Annotated in this window: 17 protein-coding genes and 2 tRNA genes; 4 read left to right on the forward strand and 15 right to left on the reverse strand. The window is 75.5% G+C overall.

Features of this window, described 5'->3' with window-relative positions; genetic code table 11:
- Positions 1-52 precede the first annotated feature (52 nt).
- A complete protein-coding gene (locus KK617_RS12435; RefSeq protein ID WP_277500359.1) occupies positions 53-685 on the forward strand; it encodes an NTP transferase domain-containing protein in 633 nt (210 codons plus the stop codon).
- Between the two features lie 10 nt (positions 686-695).
- Here KK617_RS12435 and KK617_RS12440 read toward each other — a convergent pair whose 3' ends face one another.
- The 4 genes from KK617_RS12440 to leuC form a co-directional block, all read right to left on the reverse strand.
- The gene (locus tag KK617_RS12440) at positions 696-1739 is read right to left on the reverse strand and encodes an HU family DNA-binding protein (RefSeq protein WP_277500360.1); all 1044 of its coding nucleotides are present in this window, start codon (positions 1737-1739) and stop codon (positions 696-698) included.
- Positions 1740-1909: 170 nt separating this feature from the next.
- Positions 1910-2731, reverse strand: a complete 822-nt coding sequence (locus tag KK617_RS12445; protein ID WP_277500361.1) for an alpha/beta hydrolase — start codon at positions 2729-2731, stop codon at positions 1910-1912.
- An 89-nt stretch (positions 2732-2820) separates the two neighbouring features.
- A complete protein-coding gene (leuD, locus tag KK617_RS12450; RefSeq protein WP_277500363.1) occupies positions 2821-3426 on the reverse strand; it encodes a 3-isopropylmalate dehydratase small subunit in 606 nt (201 codons plus the stop codon).
- Positions 3427-3438: 12 nt separating this feature from the next.
- Entirely contained in the window at positions 3439-4875 is a 1437-nt protein-coding gene (gene leuC, locus KK617_RS12455) for a 3-isopropylmalate dehydratase large subunit (RefSeq protein ID WP_277500364.1), read from the reverse strand.
- Between the two features lie 86 nt (positions 4876-4961).
- On the opposite strand from leuC, the gene KK617_RS12460 reads away from it, so the two are divergent.
- On the forward strand, positions 4962-5684 hold the full coding sequence (locus KK617_RS12460; RefSeq protein WP_277500365.1) for an IclR family transcriptional regulator: 723 nt from the start codon (positions 4962-4964) through the stop codon (positions 5682-5684).
- A gap of 27 nt (positions 5685-5711) precedes the next feature.
- Here the strand turns inward: KK617_RS12460 and KK617_RS12465 are convergent, their stop codons facing one another.
- From KK617_RS12465 to KK617_RS12510, 10 genes are all read right to left on the reverse strand, one after another.
- Entirely contained in the window at positions 5712-6851 is a 1140-nt protein-coding gene (locus KK617_RS12465; protein ID WP_277500366.1) for a GDSL-type esterase/lipase family protein, read from the reverse strand.
- Positions 6852-6963: 112 nt separating this feature from the next.
- Positions 6964-7551: an NUDIX hydrolase gene (locus tag KK617_RS12470; RefSeq protein WP_277500367.1), complete on the reverse strand. Its 588-nt coding sequence runs from the start codon at positions 7549-7551 to the stop codon at positions 6964-6966.
- Positions 7551-8054, reverse strand: coding sequence for a methylated-DNA--[protein]-cysteine S-methyltransferase (locus KK617_RS12475; protein WP_277500368.1), 504 nt, complete (start codon positions 8052-8054; stop codon positions 7551-7553). The genes KK617_RS12470 and KK617_RS12475 overlap by 1 nt, the downstream gene beginning before the upstream one ends.
- A gap of 1 nt (position 8055) precedes the next feature.
- On the reverse strand, positions 8056-9630 hold the full coding sequence (locus tag KK617_RS12480) for an AlkA N-terminal domain-containing protein (protein WP_277500369.1): 1575 nt from the start codon (positions 9628-9630) through the stop codon (positions 8056-8058).
- Positions 9631-9759: 129 nt separating this feature from the next.
- Positions 9760-10200 (reverse strand): SRPBCC family protein, encoded by a 441-nt coding sequence (locus KK617_RS12485; RefSeq protein ID WP_277500370.1) that lies wholly within the window; start codon positions 10198-10200, stop codon positions 9760-9762.
- A 132-nt stretch (positions 10201-10332) separates the two neighbouring features.
- Positions 10333-10405: transfer RNA gene (locus tag KK617_RS12490), tRNA-Glu, on the reverse strand.
- Between the two features lie 100 nt (positions 10406-10505).
- A tRNA-Gln gene (locus KK617_RS12495) sits at positions 10506-10577 on the reverse strand.
- A gap of 3 nt (positions 10578-10580) precedes the next feature.
- Positions 10581-11753, reverse strand: coding sequence for a CPBP family intramembrane glutamic endopeptidase (locus KK617_RS12500; RefSeq protein ID WP_277500371.1), 1173 nt, complete (start codon positions 11751-11753; stop codon positions 10581-10583).
- Positions 11750-13261 carry a glutamate--tRNA ligase gene (gene gltX / locus KK617_RS12505; protein WP_277500372.1) on the reverse strand — a complete coding sequence of 504 codons (1512 nt, stop codon included), beginning with the start codon at positions 13259-13261 and terminating at the stop codon, positions 11750-11752. Before gltX ends, KK617_RS12500 begins: the two co-directional genes overlap by 4 nt.
- Positions 13258-14067, reverse strand: a complete 810-nt coding sequence (locus KK617_RS12510) for a fumarylacetoacetate hydrolase family protein (protein WP_277500373.1) — start codon at positions 14065-14067, stop codon at positions 13258-13260. The genes gltX and KK617_RS12510 overlap by 4 nt, the downstream gene beginning before the upstream one ends.
- A gap of 79 nt (positions 14068-14146) precedes the next feature.
- Between KK617_RS12510 and KK617_RS12515 the strand changes: the two genes are divergently transcribed.
- Positions 14147-15034, forward strand: coding sequence for a 3-methyladenine DNA glycosylase (locus KK617_RS12515; protein ID WP_277500374.1), 888 nt, complete (start codon positions 14147-14149; stop codon positions 15032-15034).
- A 140-nt stretch (positions 15035-15174) separates the two neighbouring features.
- Positions 15175-15474 carry a DUF2087 domain-containing protein gene (locus KK617_RS12520; protein WP_277500375.1) on the forward strand — a complete coding sequence of 100 codons (300 nt, stop codon included), beginning with the start codon at positions 15175-15177 and terminating at the stop codon, positions 15472-15474.
- Positions 15475-15520: 46 nt separating this feature from the next.
- Here KK617_RS12520 and KK617_RS12525 read toward each other — a convergent pair.
- Positions 15521-16662, reverse strand: a 1142-nt coding sequence (locus KK617_RS12525) for a hypothetical protein (protein ID WP_277500376.1), incomplete at its 5' end; no start/stop codon positions are given.

The following is a 16662-nucleotide window of genomic DNA, read 5'->3' on the forward strand; positions in this document are numbered from 1 at the left end:
CGCGGTCGGACCGCCCGCGCCGCGTGGCTCGCGGGCTGCGAGCATGGGCCGGGTGAGCACGTCCCCGTCCGCCGCGATCCTGCTGCCGGTCAAGCCGCCCGCCGTCGGGAAGTCGCGCCTCGGTCACGGTCGCGCGCCGCGCCCGGAGCTGGCCGCGGCGTTCGCCCTCGACACCGCCCGCGCCGCCCTGGTCACGCCCGGCGTGGCCGGCGTGCTGGTGCTCACCGACGACCACCGGTTCGCCGGCTCCCTGGCGCAGCTCGGGTGCACCGTCGTGCCGGACCCCGTCGACGGGGACCTCAACGGCACCCTGCGCCAGGGGGCGCAGGAGGCGGCCCGGCGCTGGCCCGACGCGCGACCGGTGGCCCTGTGCGCCGACCTGCCGGCCCTGCGTCCCGCCGACCTCGCCGAGGCGCTGGTCCAGGTCCTGGCGGCCGACGGTCCGGTGTTCGTCAGCGACGCGGAGGGCACCGGGACGACCCTGTACGGCGCGCCCCTCCCCCTCTTCGACCCGCGCTACGGCCCGGGGTCGACCCGCGCCCACCTCGAGGCGGGCGCCGTACCGGTCGGGGGGGCGCTGCCCACCCTGCGGCACGACGTCGACGACGCCGCCGCACTGGACGGCGCCATCGACCTCGGGCTGGGGCCGTGGACGGCGGGCCTGCTGGCCCGCCACCCCGGCTGAGCCCGCTGCGTCAGGCCGGGGGCTCGGTCTGGGCCGCCGGGGAGTTCTGCGACGGCGTGCGCGGGCCCCCGTCGTCCGGCTGGTCCGCGACGGACGTCGTGGCGGTGGTGCGGGCCACGGGCGTCGTGCCTCCGGGCTCGGTGCCGGCGGCCGCGCGCGACGCCGCGTCCTTGGTGGCCGTCGCCTTGCTCGCCTTCTTCGCGGGGGCCTTCTTCGCGGGGGCCTTCTTCGCGGGGGCCTTCTTCGCGGGGGCCTTCTTCGCGGGGGCCTTCGTCGCGGGGGCCTTCGTCGCGGGGGCCTTCGTCGCCGGGGCCGTGGCGGTCCCCTCGGCGGGAGACGCCGGCGCGTCCGCGCTCGGCGGAGCGTCCACCGGTGCCTTCGCCACGGCGGTCTTCCGGGCCGGGGCGCCCGCCGACGGCGACTTCTTCGCGGGCGCCGTCGTCGCCGGGGCCTCCTCCGCCGCGGGGGCCTTCTTCGCGGGGGCCTTCTTCGCGGGGGCCTTCTTCGCGGGGGCCTTCTTCGCGGGAGCCTTCTTCGCGGAAGCCTTCTTCGCGGGGGCGGTCTTCACCGTCGTCCGGGTGGCCGGCGCCTTCTTCTCCGCCTTCGTCGCGGGCGTCGTCGCGGCGGCACTCCCACCGGACGACGCCGTGCCGAGCACCTGGTCGATCGACACCTCGGTCGTGCTGACGGACGCCTCGTCGCTGTCGGTGCCCTCGTCCGACGACCCTCCCGAGCGGCGCGCGCCGCCCTTGCCGGTCACCTTCGCGACGACGGCGCTGGCGGCCTCACCGGCGGCCCCCACGGTGGCCGCCGGCAGCTGCTTCGCCCCGGAGATGACGTTGCGCAGGTTGGCCGCGGGGGTGAACTTGGGCACGACCCCCTTCGCGGCTCCGGCGCCCTTCTCGAACGCGCCGAACCCGGTGATGGCGACCTTCTCGCCCCGGGCGACCTCACGGGTGATGGTGTCGACGACGGCGTCGAGGGCGTGGGCGGCAGCCTTCTTGTTGCCCTCGAACCTCGACGACAGCGCCTCGATGAACTGCGACTTGTTCACTGGTGTCCTTCCGGTACGTCCCGGTGCGGCGCCTGCCCCACGGGTGTCTCTGCGCACGCTAGGCGCGCGGACGGGCCACGACAACAGCGGCGGGCCCGATGTGACCCGCCGGTACCCACGCGTGGCAGGGGGACGCCACCGGTGGTGACGCCCCCCCTGCGCGGTGCGGCTCAGCGGCCCAGGAACTCCAGCAGGGCACCGTTGAACTCGGCGGCGTGGCTGACGTTGAGGCCGTGCGGGGCGTCGTCCACGACGACGTACGTCGCGCCCGTCACCGCCTGCGCGGTGCGCTGGCCCGAGACCTCCACGGGCACGGTGGCGTCGCCCGAGCCGTGGATGACGAGGGTGGGGACCGCGATGGTGGCCAGGTCGGCGCGGAAGTCGGTGCGCGCGAACGCCTCGATGCAGCCGGTCAGCGCGGCGTCGGCGGCGGGCGCCTCGAGCTCGAGCGCCTTCTGCCGCTCCTCCTCGCTGACCTTCAGCGTGCCGTCGACGGAGAAGAAGTCGGTGGTGAACCCGTCGAGGAAGCCCTCGCGGTCCGCGCCGACCCCGTCGACCATGCCCTGGACGTCCTCCTCGGCGAGGCCGCCGTCGGGGTTGTCGTCGGTCTTCAGTAGGTACGGCGGGACCGCGGCCGCGAAGACGGCCGAGCGGACGCGGGCGTCGCCGTACGTGCCGAGGTAGCGGGCGACCTCGCCGCCGCCCATGGAGAACCCGACGAGCGTGACGTCGGTCAGGTCGAGCTCGGTCAGCAGGCCGTCGAGGTCCGCGGCCAGCGTGTCGTAGTCGTACCCGGCGTCGGGCTTGTCCGAGGCACCGAACCCGCGACGGTCGTAGGTCACCACGCGGTGGCCGGCCTCGGTCAGCGCGGGCACCTGGTGCTCCCACGAGGCGCCGCTGAGCGGCCAGCCGTGGATGAGCACGACCGGACGGCCGTCGCCGCCGGTGTCGGTGTGGTGCAGCTGCACGCCGTTCGTCGAGATGGTGCTCACGCGATCTCCTCGTCGTCGAGTGCCGGGAGCGCCGGTCGGCCTCCCGGTCCGTACGACGGTAGTTCGGAGCCGGTGGCGCTCCGGGCGGGTCAGACGCGCTGCGTCACCGGCTTCCACGCGGGGCGGGCGGCCTCGTACGCCGCGATCTCGGCCTCACGGCCCAGCGTGATCCCGATGTCGTCGAGGCCCTCGAGCAGGCGCCAGCGGGTGTAGTCGTCGATGTCGAACGAGTCCTCGACGGCGTCGACGCCCTCCCCGGCGCGCACGGTGCGGCTCTCGAGGTCGACGGTCACCGTGGCGCCCGGCTGGTCCTCGAGGATGGCCCAGATGCGCTGGACGACCTTCTCGTCCACCTGCGCGGCGACGAGACCGGCCTTGCCCGAGTTGCCCCGGAAGATGTCGGCGAACCGCGAGCTGATGACGGCCTTGAAGCCGTAGTTCTGCAGCGCCCAGACCGCGTGCTCCCGCGAGGAGCCGGTGCCGAAGTCGGGACCGGCCACGAGCACGGACCCCGCGGCGTACGCTGGCTGGTTGAGCACGAACGCCGGGTCGTTGCGCCACGCGGCGAAGAGCCCGTCCTCGAACCCGCTGCGAGTGACCCGCTTGAGGTAGACCGCCGGGATGATCTGGTCGGTGTCGACGTTGCTGCGTCGCAGCGGCACGCCGACGCCGGTGTGGGAGGTGAACTTCTCCATGACGGCTCCTGGTCAGCTCGCGGCGCCGGCGGCGGCCGGCTCCAGGTCGGCGGGGGACGAGAGGGTGCCGCGGATGGCGGTCGCGGCGGCGACGGGCACGGAGACGAGGTGGGTGCGCCCGCCCTTGCCCTGCCGGCCCTCGAAGTTGCGGTTCGACGTCGACGCGCTGCGCTCGCCGGGGGCGAGCTGGTCGGGGTTCATGCCCAGGCACATGGAGCAGCCCGCGCCGCGCCACTCGGCGCCGGCCTCCTTGAACACGACGTCGAGGCCCTCCTGCTCGGCCTGGAGGCGCACGCGCACCGAGCCGGGCACGACGAGCAGGCGGGTGTCGGCCGCGACGCGGCGCCCCTTGACGATGTCGGCGGCGAGGCGGAGGTCCTCGATGCGCCCGTTGGTGCAGGAGCCGACGAAGACGGTGTCGACCTTCACCTCGCGCATCGGGGTGCCGGCCTCGAGACCCATGTAGGTCAGCGCGCGCTCGGCGGCGACCTGGTCGCTCGGGTCCTCGAACTCGGCCGGCACGGGGACCGCGCCACCCAGGGGGACGCCCTGGCCCGGGTTGGTTCCCCAGGTGACGAACGGCGTCATCGTGGAGGCGTCGAGCACGATCTCGCGGTCGAACTCGGCGTCGTCGTCGCTGACCAGCGTGCGCCAGTGGGCGACGGCCTCGTCCCAGTCGGCACCCTTCGGCGCCTCGGGGCGGCCCTCGATGTAGGCGAACGTCGTGTCGTCGGGCGCGATGAGCCCGGCCTTGGCGCCCCACTCGATGGACATGTTGCAGATGGTCATCCGCGCCTCCATCGAGAGCTCCTCGATGGCCTGGCCGCGGTACTCCACGATGTAGCCCTGCCCGCCACCGGTGCCGGTGTGCGTGATGAGGGTGAGCACGAGGTCCTTGGCGGTGACGCCCTCGGGCAGCGACCCGTTGACCGTGACCGCCATCGTGCGCGGCTTGGACTGCGGCAGCGTCTGCGTGGCCAGCACGTGCTCCACCTCGGAGGTGCCGATGCCGAACGCGATGGCACCGAAGGCGCCGTGGGTCGACGTGTGCGAGTCACCGCAGACGATCGTCATGCCCGGCTGCGTCAGCCCGAGCTGCGGCCCGACGACGTGCACGATGCCCTGCTCGACGTCGCCCAGCGGGTGCAGCCGCACACCGAACTCCTCGGCGTTGCGGCGCAGCGTCTCGACCTGCGTGCGCGAGACCGGGTCCGCGATCGGCTTGTCCCAGTCGATCGTCGGGACGTTGTGGTCCTCGGTCGCGAGCGTGAGGTCGGGCCGGCGGACCCGACGCCCGGCGAGCCGGAGCCCGTCGAACGCCTGGGGGGAGGTGACCTCGTGGATGAGGTGCAGATCGATGAACAGGAGGTCGGGTTCGCCCTCCGCGCTCCGGACGACGTGCTCGTCCCAGACCTTCTCCGCCAACGTGCGGCCGCCCGTACGGCTCATGATTCCTCCAACAACGCCACAGCTGTCTCCTGACAGCACGGACCTTACCTCTTGCGTCCCACGAACTGAGACGTCAGTATTGCCATATGGACAAGGGAAGTGGCGTCGGCGTTCTCGACAAGGCGGCTCTGGTGCTCACGGCGCTGGAGGCCGGGCCGGCGACGCTGGCGGGCCTGGTGGCCAGCACGGGGCTCGCGCGGCCGACCGCGCACCGGCTCGCGGTTGCCCTCGAGCACCACCGCCTCGTGGCGCGCGACATGCAGGGCCGCTTCGTCCTGGGCCCCCGCCTCGGCGAGCTCTCCGCCGCCGCCGGCGAGGACCGGCTGCTGGCCGCCGCCGGCCCCGTCCTCGCCCGCCTGCGCGACATCACCGGCGAGTCCGCGCAGCTGTGGCGCCGCCAGGGCGAGAACCGCGTCTGCGTCGCGGCCGCCGAGCGGCCCTCCGGCCTGCGCGACACCATCCCCGTCGGCTCCCAGCTGACGATGCGCGCGGGCTCCGCCGCCCAGGTGCTGCTGGCGTGGGAGGACCCGGACCGCATGCAGCGCGGCCTCCAGGTCGCCGCCTTCTCCGCGACCGCGCTGTCGGGCATCCGGCGCCGTGGCTGGGCCCAGTCCGTCGGCGAGCGCGAGCAGGGCGTGGCGTCGGTCTCCGCCCCCGTCCGCTCCCCCAGCGGCAAGGTCATCGCCGCCGTGTCGGTCTCCGGTCCCCTCGAGCGGCTCTCGCGGCAGCCCGGGCGCATGCACGCCCCGGCCGTCCTGGCCGCCGCCGAGCGGCTGTCCGAGTCGCTGCGCCGCGCCGCGGCCGAGTAGGGCCCCCGCCGGGGGCGCTCACGCCGGTCAGGGGACGAGGGCCGGTACGACGACCGCGGCCGACGCCCCGGCGCCGGCCACGTGCCCGCCCCGCGCGGCCCGCACCACCACCTCGTGGGCGAGGCGCGGGTCGGCACCCGCGAGCACCACGTCCGTCGGCGCCAGCCCCGAGGCCCGGACGTAGGGCAGGTTCAGCCGCACCTCCTGCCACGTCCCCGTGCCCACCGGGCGGTGGGCCACGACGTACCCCGTCGCCCCGGCGGGGCGCTCCCAGCCGACGACCAGGCCCTGCGGTCCGTGCTCGGCCCGCAGCCCGGCGGGCGCCTGGGCGGGGCCGGCGGGGGGCAGCACCAGCGGCGGCAGCGGCTCGGTGACCCGCCCCAGCTCCGCCAGCGCCCCGTGGACGGCGCGGGCGATCCGCACCTCGCCCGCCGCGCCCGGGTGCAGGCGGTCCCAGAAGTCGGCGGCCGTGAAGCCGCCGGCGGAGCGGGCCACCACCACCGGCGACGCCGGCGTCGCCAGCTCGGCGGCGAGCACGTCGAGCCGGGCGTTGTAGTCCGCGACGAGCGGGAGGTGGACGTGCGGCAGCTGGGCGAGCACGACGTCGACGTCGGGCGCGGCCGAGCGCACCTCCCCGACGAAGGTGCGCGCCGCCGCGGCGAGGTCGCCCGGGGTGACGCCGTTGCGCAGGTCGTTGATGCCGATGAGGAGCACCACGACGTCCGGCGCGGTGGCGGCGGCCAGCTCGGGCACGTCGTACCGCATGCGGGTGAGGTACATCCCGCCCGACGCCGCGTGGTCGGTGTCGAAGTCCGGGTCGGCGTAGTCGTGGTGGCCCGTCAGGTCGAGGACCGGGTCCGCCACGTCGTCGCGGTTGCCGACCAGGTCGTACGTCGTGCGCCGCTCGGCCCGCAGCAGCTGCCAGAGCCGGTAGCGCCAGGTCCAGTCGCCGCGGTAGCCGTGGGTGAGCGAGTCTCCCACGAGCAGCACGCGGGTGGGCTGCGCGACGGGCGGGGCGGCCGCGGGCGGGCGGGTCGGCTCGGGGCTCGCGACCGACGGCCGCGCGACCACCGCCAGCAGCACGACCGCCACCGCGACCGCGGCGAGCACCACGGGCAGCAGCACCTCCCCCGACCGTCGGTGCCCCTGCGTCCCCTGCTCGACCATCCCGTGCCTCCCCCGTCGGATCCGTCACCGGGGAGACCTCCCGGGGTACGGCGGACGTTCCCGGCGGCGGGGCTGGTCTGGTCCACCCCGCGGAGGTCCGCGGGGCCGGGGGTTAGGCGCCCGGCGCCGGCCCGCCCACGACCCGGCCGAGCGCGACGGCGGCGAGCAGCAGGGCGGCCAGGGTCTCGCCGTCCGGGACCTCCCCGGCGGCGACCATGTGCAGCAGCTCCGCCCACGGCACGCGGCGAACCTCCGAGATGCCCTCGACGGCCTGCTCGAGGCGCTCGGGCGCCGGGCTCAGCCCCTGGGCGAGGAACACCCGGCCGGGGGCCCGGCAGACCCCGTTGAGCGAGGTGACCGGGCCGAGGTCGTCCCACTGTGCGGCGACGAGCCCGGCCTCCTCCCCCAGCTCGCGGCGGGCCGCGGTGAGCGGGTCGTCGTCGTCCGCGCCGCCGGCGGGCACCTCCCAGCCGGGGCCGGTGGTGTAGCGGTCGCAGCGCACCAGCACGACCTCGTCGGCCTCGGTGACGGCGACGACGAAGACGGCGGGGCTGCGCAGCTGCACCACGCCGTACGTGCCCGGGGTGCCGTCGGGTCGCACCACCTCGTCCTGCGTCACGACGATCCACGGGTTCTCGTGCACGACCCGGCCGGAGACCCGCTGCCAGCCCGTCGTCGGGCCCGTCCCGGGCTGCGTCATCAGAACAGCGCCCCCTGCTCGAGGTCGAGCAGGGCCTGCTTGCGCTCGACCCCGCCGGCGTACCCCGTCAGCGACCCGTCCGCGCCCACCACCCGGTGGCACGGCACGACGACGGGCACGGGGTTGCGCCCGTTGGCCAGTCCGACGGCGCGGGAGCCGTGGCCGGTGAGCCCGAGGGTGCGGGCCACCGCGCCGTACGACGTCGTCGCGCCGTAGGGGATCTCGGCGAGCGCCGCCCAGACCTTCTGCTGGAACGGGGTGCCGACGGGGGCCAGCGGCAGGTCGAAGCGGGTGAGGCCACCCGCGAAGTACGCCGCCAGCTGGGCCGCCGTCTCGACGAGCACCGGCCGGTCGTCGTCGCGCCCGGGCGCGTCCTCCGGCGACGCCGCGTCGCGGGGCGCGCGCACGGCGGCGGGGAACGGCGCGAACTCGATCGCCGTCACCGCCCCGTCGTGCTCCACCAGGCGCAGCTCGCCGATCGGCGAGTCGACCACGGTCCACATGTCAGGGTCCTTCCTGGCCGGCGTGCACCGGCGGCATGAGGGTGTTCCACAGGTGCAGCAGCGCCGAGGAGCGCCAGGGGCGCCACGCCGCCTCGACGTCCGCAGGCACGACGGCCGGGTGGCCCCGCGCCAGCAGCACGCGCCGCACGCCCACGTCGGTGGGCAGGAAGACGTCCGGGTCGCCGAGGGCCCGCATCGCGACGTAGTCGGCCGTCCAGGGCCCGATGCCCGGCAGCGCGAGGAGCGCGGCGCGCACCGCCGCTCGCTCGGCGCCGCGGTCGAGCCGCACCTCACCCCCGGCCAGCGCCCCGCCGAGGGCCACGAGCGCCCGCCCGCGGGCCCGGGGCATCGGCAGCTCCTCGGGGTCGAGGCCGGCCAGCGCCCCGGGGTCGGGGAACAGGTGGGTCAACCCCGGTACGACGCCGCGCAGCCCCGCGGGCAGCTCCCGGCCGTGGGCGGCGACGATGCGGCCCGTCACCGTGCGCGCCCCGGCGAGGCTCACCTGCTGGCCGACGACGGCACGCGCCGCGACCTCCGCACCGTCGACGGCGCCCGGCACCCGGAGCCCGGGGGTCAGCCGCACGAGGTCGTCCACCACCGGCGCCGCGCCGAGGTGGGTGTCGGTGGCCACGGGGTCGGCGTCGGCGTCGAGCAGGCGGCGCACGCGCTCGAGCGCCGCGGTGGTGTCGCGCAGGTCGGTCAGCCACACCCGCAGCGGCACCTCCGCGACGCCGCCCGGTCCGCCGGGCACCGGGTGGAGGTCGACGGCCAGCACCGCGTCGCCGTGGGGCAGGCGCAGCGTCCGCGCGTAGGTGGCGCCGTGCACGACCTCCACCCCGGGCACGAGGTGGGCGTCGAGGAAGCCCAGCAGCTCCGGCGCGGCGTACGGCGTGCGCACCGTGACGCGCAGCCGCAGGGGCTCCACGGCGCCCGCGGCGGCCCCGGCGGTGCCGTCGGTGCCGGCGGTGTCGGCGCGGTGCGTCCCGTGGGCCCGGCCCCGCCCGCGCAGCTCGCCGGGCGTGGCGGCGTACACCTCCCGCACGGTGGCGTGGAACTGCCGGACGCTCGAGAAGCCCGCCGCGAACGCGACGTCGGTGACGGCCAGGTCGGTGGTCTCCAGCAGCACGCGGGCGGTGCGGGCCCGGCGGGCACGGGCCAGGGCCAGCGGCCCGGCGCCCAGCTCGGCGTCGAGCAGGCGGGCGAGGTGGCGCGGGGTGTAGCCGAGCGCGGCGGCCAGGCCCCCGACGCCCTCGCGGTCCACCACCCCGTCGCCGATCAGCCGCATGGCCCGCCCGGCGACGTCCGCCGCGACGTCCCAGCCGGGGCTGCCGGGCACCGCGTCGGGCAGGCAGCGCTTGCAGGCGCGGAAGCCCGCCCGCTGCGCGGAGGCGGCGCTGGGGTGGAAGGACACGTTCCGGTACGTCGGCGTCCGCGCCGGGCACGAGGGCCGGCAGTAGATGCCGGTGGTGTGCACGGCCGTGAAGAACATGCCGTCGAACCGGCCGTCCCGGCTGCTGGCCGCCCGGTAGCAGGCCTCCGGGTCGAGGCCGGAGGGGGCGGGGCGGTCGGTCGGCACGCCCTCCATCCTGCCGCAGCGCACCGACCCCGGCTGGCGGGAATCGGACACGGCAGCGGCGGCGCACCGGCGCTCGGGCGGGGAGCCCGATGCGGAGCCGGGCGGAGCCGGCGAGCCTCAGGCGGAGCGTCAGGCGGAGCGCAGGCGGGCGTCGAGGTTGGCCAGCAGCTCCCCGTGGATGCGCTTCAGCCCGGCCGGGGCGAAGGTGCGCTCGAAGAAGCCCCCGACGCCGCTCGCGCCCTCCCAGGTGGTCGTGGCGACCACGGCGCTGCCGTCACCGGCGGGGGTGACGCGGAAGGTCGTGACGAGGGTCGAGTTGCGGTCCTTCTCGACGACCGTGTCGGCCGTGGTCTCGACGTCGGCCACGACGTGGCGCACCCGCTTCTTCGTGGCGTGCAGGCGCCAGCTCGCGACGGTGCCGGCGCCCGTGCCGCCCTCGGTGACCGCGTAGTCCGTGTAGTGCTCGGTGAGGATCGCGGGACGCGTCTCGCGGTAGTCGGCGAGGGCCGCGAGAACGGCCTCCGGCGGGGCGGCGACGGTCGTCTCGGCGCTGGCGGTGACTCGGGACACGGGACGCACCCTCTCGGTGGCGGCGGGGACGGACCGCGTCAGCCTAGCGACGCCCCGCACGGGCGCTGCGGACCGCGGTGCCCGGGAACGACGAAGGGCCCGGTCTCCCGACCGGGCCCTTCGCGCGTCACGTACCCCCGACCGGATTCGAACCGGCGCTACCGCCGTGAGAGGGCGGCGTGCTAGGCCGCTACACAACGGGGGCATGTCCTTCGGTGAGCCTCGCGGCCCGCCTGTGACGACTCGGAGACTCTAGCGAAGCCTTCGTCTCATTCAAAATCCGGGCCCTGCGGGCCCGGATCTCGCTGGGATACTAGGACTCGAACCTAGACTAACTGGACCAGAACCAGTCGTGCTGCCAATTACACCATATCCCATGGTCAGGCCCCTGGTGGGGCCGAGGAGAGACCATACACGCGACCCCGGGACCCGATCAAAACGGCCGAGTCCGCGGCGCGCGCCAGGCCCATCCCGCGGTGCACCAGCACCGCGAGCGCGAGGTAGACGAGGGTCTGCGTGAGGGTGACGGGCAGCGTCAGCCAGCTGCCCCCGCTGGGCGTCAGCACCTCGTCCATGTCGCCCACCGCGAGCGCGAGCCCGAAGGCGAACCAGTTGTTCATCACGTGCATGGCGATGGACGCCTCGAGGCCTCCGGTGCGGATGACCAGGTAGCCCGCCATCACCCCGAACGCGAGCCGGTCGAAGAACACCGGCGGGCTCTGCGCCCCGTGCGCCAGGGCGAAGAGCACCGCGGGCACGACGATCGCGACGGCCGTGGCGACCCGGGGCGAGGAGAAGATGCCGCCCGCGACCTGGGTGACGTAGCCGCGGAACAGGTACTCCTCCCCCGCCGCCTGGAACGGCGTGACGAGCAGCACGACGAACAGGAAGTTGCGGGTCGTCTCGGTGAAGGCGTTGAGCGAGCCCACCTCGGAGCCCTCGGGCACCGCGCCGGGGTCGAGCGCGCTCACCAGCACGGAGACGACGAGGCTGGCCACGAGGGCCACCACCGACAGCCCCGCGCAGGCCAGGAAGTAGCCCCAGCGCATCCGGGGCGCCACCGACGTCGTCCAGCCCGGCCGCAGGCCGTGCAGGTACCGCGTGACGAGCCACACGACCGGCGTGAGCAGCGCCAGGGTCGAGAGCAGGTAGGCGAGCGACAGCGGCGTCACCGTGTCGAGCGACAGCATCTGGTCGACCCCGTCCCCCACGTCCGCGCCCACCACGGCGAGGCCGAGGGCGAAGAGCGCGAGCGTGACCATCGACAGCACGAGCACCATCGACACGGCGGCGACGACCACGCCCACCACCGGGCGCCACCAGCCCCGGTCGCCCGCCCGGTGCAGCCGGTGGTACTCCAGGGGCGGGTACGCCGCCGCGAACTCCTCGGCGCTGAGCGTCACCGCCCCGCGCGGGGCGGGCGCCGTGCCCGCCGGGCCCACCGGCCCGGTCTCCGGCGGGTACGACGGCTGCTGCGAGCCCGGGGACTGGCCCGGGGGCGGGCCCGGGGGCGGGCCCGGGGGCTGGCCCGGGGGTGGCAGGGGGTGGCTCATCGCTCCAGCGCGCTCCGCAGCCGTGTGAGCCCGCGCTCGCGCCCGAGCAGCTCGAGCGACTCGAACAGGGGCGGCGACACCCGGCGGCCGGTGACGGCGACCCGCACCGGACCGAAGGCGTTGCGGGGCTTGAGGCCCCGGCCCTCGACGAGGGCGACGCGCAGCGCCTCCTCGATGGCGGCGGTGGTCCACTCCGCCAGGGGCTCGAGCGCGTCGTACGAGGCCTGCACGACCGCGATGCCGTCCTCGGTCAGCACCTTCTCGACGTCGGCGGGCTCGCGGGTGAACGCGGCCTCGTCGACGAGGAGGAAGCCGAGCATGTCGACGACCTCGGTGAGCTTGTTGATCCGCTCCGCCACGAGCGGCATGGCGCCGGCCAGCAGCGCGTCCTGCTCGGGGGTGGGCGGGTCCGCCACGAGGCCGGACTGCACGAGGAACGGCACGCAGCGCCGCGTCACCTCGGGCACGCCGAGCATGCGCAGGTGGTCGCCGTTGATGGCCTCGCACTTCTTGAGGTCGAAGCGCGCGGGGTTCGGGTTCACCCGGCTGATGTCGAAGGCGTCGACCATCTCGTCGAGCGTGAAGACGTCGCGGTCCTCGGCGATCGCCCACCCCAGCAGCGCCAGGTAGTTGAGCAGGCCCTCGGCGAGGAACCCCTGGTCGCGGTAGGCCAGGAGGTGGGCCTCGGGGTCGCGCTTCGACAGCTTCTTGTTGCCCTCGCCCATCACGTAGGGCAGGTGGCCGAAGCGCGGCGTCGTGCCGTTGCCGACCCCGACGGCGGCGAGCGCGTCGTACAGCGCCACCTGGCGGGGCGTCGAGGACAGCAGGTCCTCGCCGCGCAGGACGTGGGTGATCTCCATGAGCGCGTCGTCGACCGGCGCGACGAGGGTGTAGAGCGGGTCGCCGTTGGCCCGGCACAGCGCGTAGTCGGGCACGAACTCGGTCTCGAAGGTGATCTCGCCGCGCACCAGGTCGTCGAAGGTGATCGAGCCCTCGGGCATCCGGAACCGCACGACGGGCGCCCGGCCATCGGCGCGGAACGCCGCCACCTGCTCGTCGCTCAGCTCGCGGCAGAACCCGTCGTACCCCATGACCTTGGACCCGGCGGCCTTGCGGCGCGCGGTGACCTCGTCGGTGGTGCAGTAGCAGTCGTAGGTGTAGTTGCTGGCTCGCAGCTTCGCGAGCACGTCGCGGTAGAGCTCGCCGCGCTCGCTCTGGCGGTACGGCGCGAACGGGCCGCCGATCTCCGGGCCCTCGTCCCAGTCGAGCCCGAGCCAGCGCAGCACCTCGAGCAGCGAGGTGTAGGACTCCTCGGTGTTGCGGGCCGCGTCGGTGTCCTCGATGCGGAACACGAACGTGCCGCCCGCGCCGTGGCGGGCGTGGTGGCGAGCGAACGCCCAGTTGAACAGGGCCGTGCGGGCCAGGCCGACGTGCGGGCTGCCCGTCGGCGACGGCGCCATGCGCACGCGCACGGGGCGGTCGCTGGCCAGGGCGGGGGTCGTGCTCATCGGGAGACCACCTTGTTCGTCAGCGCGCCCAGGCCGTCGACGACGACCTCGACCTCGTCGCCGGGGAGCATGGGACCGACGCCCTCAGGGGTGCCGGTGAGGATGAGGTCGCCGGGCAGCAGGGTCATGACGCTGCTGACGTGGGCGACCAGGGCGGGGATGTCGAAGATCATGTCGGCCGTCGACCCGTCCTGCACGACGTCGCCGTTGAGGAAGGTGCGCACGCGGCGGCCCTGGCTGAAGTCGTGGGGGTCGAGGTCGGTCTCGACCCAGGGCCCGATCGGGCAGAACGTGTCGAAGCCCTTGGCGCGGGTGAACTGCACGTCGCCCTTCTGCAGGTCGCGGGCGGTCACGTCGTTGGCGATGGTGTAGCCGAAGATGACGTCGGTGGCCTTCTCGGCCGGCACGTCGCGGCAGATGCGGCCGATGACGACGGCGACCTCGCCCTCGTACTGCACGTTCGTCGACTGCGACGGGTAGGCGATCGCGTCACCGGGGCCGACGACGGAGGTGTTGGGCTTGAGGAACATGAGCGGCTCGCTCGGCACGTCGTTGCCGAGCTCGGCGGCGTGCGCGGCGTAGTTGCGCCCGATGCCCACCACCTTGCTGCGCGGCAGCACCGGCGCGAGGAGCCGCACGTCGGCGAGCCGGTGCTCCTCGTCCAGCAGCTTGATGCCGACGTAGAGCGGGTCGCCGGCGAGGGCCACGATCGTGGCGTCCTCGGCCAGCTGGCCGTGCTCGTCGAGGTCGCCGGTCACGACGCCGTACTGGGGGTCTTCTGAGGCTGCGAAGCGGACGATGCGCACCCGGTGAGCCTAGCGAGGTCGCGCGGCGGCCCCGCACCGATGCCGGTCGACCCCCGGCGCGCACCTACCCTGGCTCCTCGTGGAGGTGCTGGACCCGGACGACCTGGCCCGTCGCCGCGCGGCCCACGAGGCCCGCGTCGACGCGTTCACCGCTCCCCACCTGGCCCGGCGCGCGGAGCGCGTGAAGCACCCGGTGCACGACTTCCTCTTCACCTACTACTCCCAGCGCCCCGCGCAGCTGCGGCGCTGGCACCCGGGCGCCGGGGTGGCCGTGCCCGCGGCGGCGGGTGCGTCGTACCGGGGGCTGAAGGGGTACGGCGAGCTCGACGTCCCCGGCCACCCCGGCGCCGTGGGGGTCACCGCGGCGCACGTCGCGAGCCAGCGTCCGCTGCTCGAGGGACTGCTGCGCCTGCTGCGGGCGACGGCCGCGCGAGCGCCGAGCTTCGGCTGCTTCGGGCTGCACGAGTGGGCGATGGTCTACCGGCTCACCCCCGAGCAGGTGCTGCACGCGGACTGGCCGCTGCGCCTCGGCGCGGCCGGCACCGACGCGGTCGTCGAGGGGCACAAGGTGACCTGCTCGCACTTCGACGCGTTCCGGTTCTTCACCCCTCCGGCCCGCCCGCTCAACCTCCTGTCCCCCGCCGCCGACGACCGCCCGGCGTTCGAGCAGCCGGGCTGCCTGCACGCGGGCATGGACCTCTACAAGCACGCGTTCCGGCTGAGCCCGATGATCTGCTCCGACCTCGTCGCGGACTGCTTCGCGCTGGCCCGCGACATCCGCGAGCTCGACATGCGCGCCGCGCCCTACGACCTGCGCGACCTGGGCTTCGAGCCCGTGCCGATCGAGACGGCCGAGGGCAAGGCGACGTACGTCGCGGCGCAGCGCGCCTTCGCCGAGCGCGGCGCGCCGCTGCGGGCCCGGCTGGTCGAGGAGTGCGAGCGGCTGCTCGCTCCCCTGCCCGTGTGACGCGGCGGCGCCCTGGAGCGCGAGCCGGTCGCACTGCGCGGAGGTCCGCTGCGCGACGTCTGCGCAGCAGACCTCCGCGGAGAGGTCCGCGCCCGGGAGAGCCGGGTGCGGACGGCCGCGCCCGTGCGTAGCGTCGGGCCGTGACCACGCCCGACCCCTCCCCCGCCGCCGGCGCCGACCGCGTCCTGCGGCAGTTCATCGCGGACGACGGCTCGCTGCACACCATGCCGACGAAGCGGGCGAAGCGGTTGGTCGTGCTCGACCACGTGGTGCAGGCGTTCGAGCTCGGCGTCGTCTACCCCGAGACCGAGGTGAACGCGGTGCTGCGCCGGTTCCACCCGGACGTGGCCGCGCTGCGGCGCTACCTCGTCGACGACGCGTTCCTGACCCGGGACGCCGGTCACTACTGGCGCTCGGGCGGCACGGTCGACCTCGGCTGAGCGCGCCGGGAGGTCGAGCCCTCGCCGGCCGGCAGCGCCGCGCAGGTCAGGGGACGGGGATGATCCCGTCGTGCCACCCCTCGAGGGGCCCCTCGGACGCCAGCACCCGCACCAGCAGCGACGGGTCGGCCGGGCCCGGCTCCGGCACGAAGGTCCACTCGGTGCGGGCGAACGCGTCGACCAGGCTGCCGCCGGGGGCGCTGGGCAGGTGGAGCGCCGAGGCCCACACCTGCCGCGCCAGCTCGGTCGCGGCCTCGTCCCCGACGTACGGCGGGCGCTCCGGCCCGGTGAGCACCAGCTGCACGCCCGGGGTGCCACCCCGCACCAGCCGGGCCAGCGTCGTCAGCGCGGGGGTCTCCCACCCGGTGGGGGCGTCGGCGAGCACCACGACGACGGGGCGCAGCACCTGCGGGTCGAGCGCGTCGAACGCGCCCGCCTCCCGCGCCGCGTCGACCAGCGCGGTACGACGCTCGAGGTCGCCGAGGAGACGCGTGAGGGCGGGCGGGGTCGTCACCGACGGGGCGGCGAGCCCCGGCGGCAGCCCGAACGAGCCGCGGGTGCGGGCGAGGTCGACGAGCACGATGCGCGGGCGGCCGGTACGCATCGCCAGGGCCGCCCGCACGCCGAGGAGGGCCGCCACCCGGTCGGCCGCGCCCTCCCCGCCGTCGTCGGTGGTCACGAGCACCGGCCGCGCCGGGACCGGGAGCACCATCGGCAGCGCGAAGTCGGTGTCGGGCAGGCCGGGGACCGTGAGGTGCCCCGCCCGGAACGCCCGCGCCGAGTCCCCCGGGCCCGGGGGCCGCGTGGCCACGACGTCCCAGCGCGCGAGGGCGGCGGGGAACGTGCGCTCTAGCCCCTCCACCTCGGTGCGCAGGGTCGCGAGGTCGCGCACGTGGGCCTGGCGGGCACGGGCGACGAGGTCGTCGCGTCGGGCCTGCGCCGCGGCGCGCGCGGCGTCGCCGGCTGCGGACAGGCGCAGGGCCGGGTCGCCGACGATGCGCTCCAGCTCGGCCTCGAGCGTGCGGTCGGCGAACTGCGTGCTCGACTCGTACGACGCGCGACTGCGCGCGGTGTCCTCCAGCACCATCCCGACCAGCTGCGCGGCCCGGTCGGGATCGACGAGCTCCCCGGGGGCCGCGGGTGGCGGTGCGGCGGGCGGCGGTGCGGCGGGCGGCGGTGCGGCGGGCG

It is taken from the genome of Nocardioides sp. ChNu-99, from assembly GCF_029493445.1.
GTDB lineage: Bacteria > Actinomycetota > Actinomycetes > Propionibacteriales > Nocardioidaceae > Nocardioides.

Coding starts and splice junctions, on each gene's coding strand:
- leuD (WP_277500363.1), bottom strand. CDS start 3,426: ATGGAGAAGTTCACCTCCCACACCGGCGTCGGCGTGCCGCTGCGACGC.
- KK617_RS12500 (WP_277500371.1), bottom strand. CDS start 11,753: ATGAGCCACCCCCTGCCACCCCCGGGCCAGCCCCCGGGCCCGCCCCCG.
- KK617_RS12470 (WP_277500367.1), bottom strand. CDS start 7,551: ATGACGCAGCCCGGGACGGGCCCGACGACGGGCTGGCAGCGGGTCTCC.
- leuC (WP_277500364.1), bottom strand. CDS start 4,875: ATGAGCCGTACGGGCGGCCGCACGTTGGCGGAGAAGGTCTGGGACGAG.
- KK617_RS12465 (WP_277500366.1), bottom strand. CDS start 6,851: ATGGTCGAGCAGGGGACGCAGGGGCACCGACGGTCGGGGGAGGTGCTG.
- gltX (WP_277500372.1), bottom strand. CDS start 13,261: ATGAGCACGACCCCCGCCCTGGCCAGCGACCGCCCCGTGCGCGTGCGC.
- KK617_RS12460 (WP_277500365.1), top strand. CDS start 4,962: ATGGACAAGGGAAGTGGCGTCGGCGTTCTCGACAAGGCGGCTCTGGTG.
- KK617_RS12475 (WP_277500368.1), bottom strand. CDS start 8,054: ATGTGGACCGTGGTCGACTCGCCGATCGGCGAGCTGCGCCTGGTGGAG.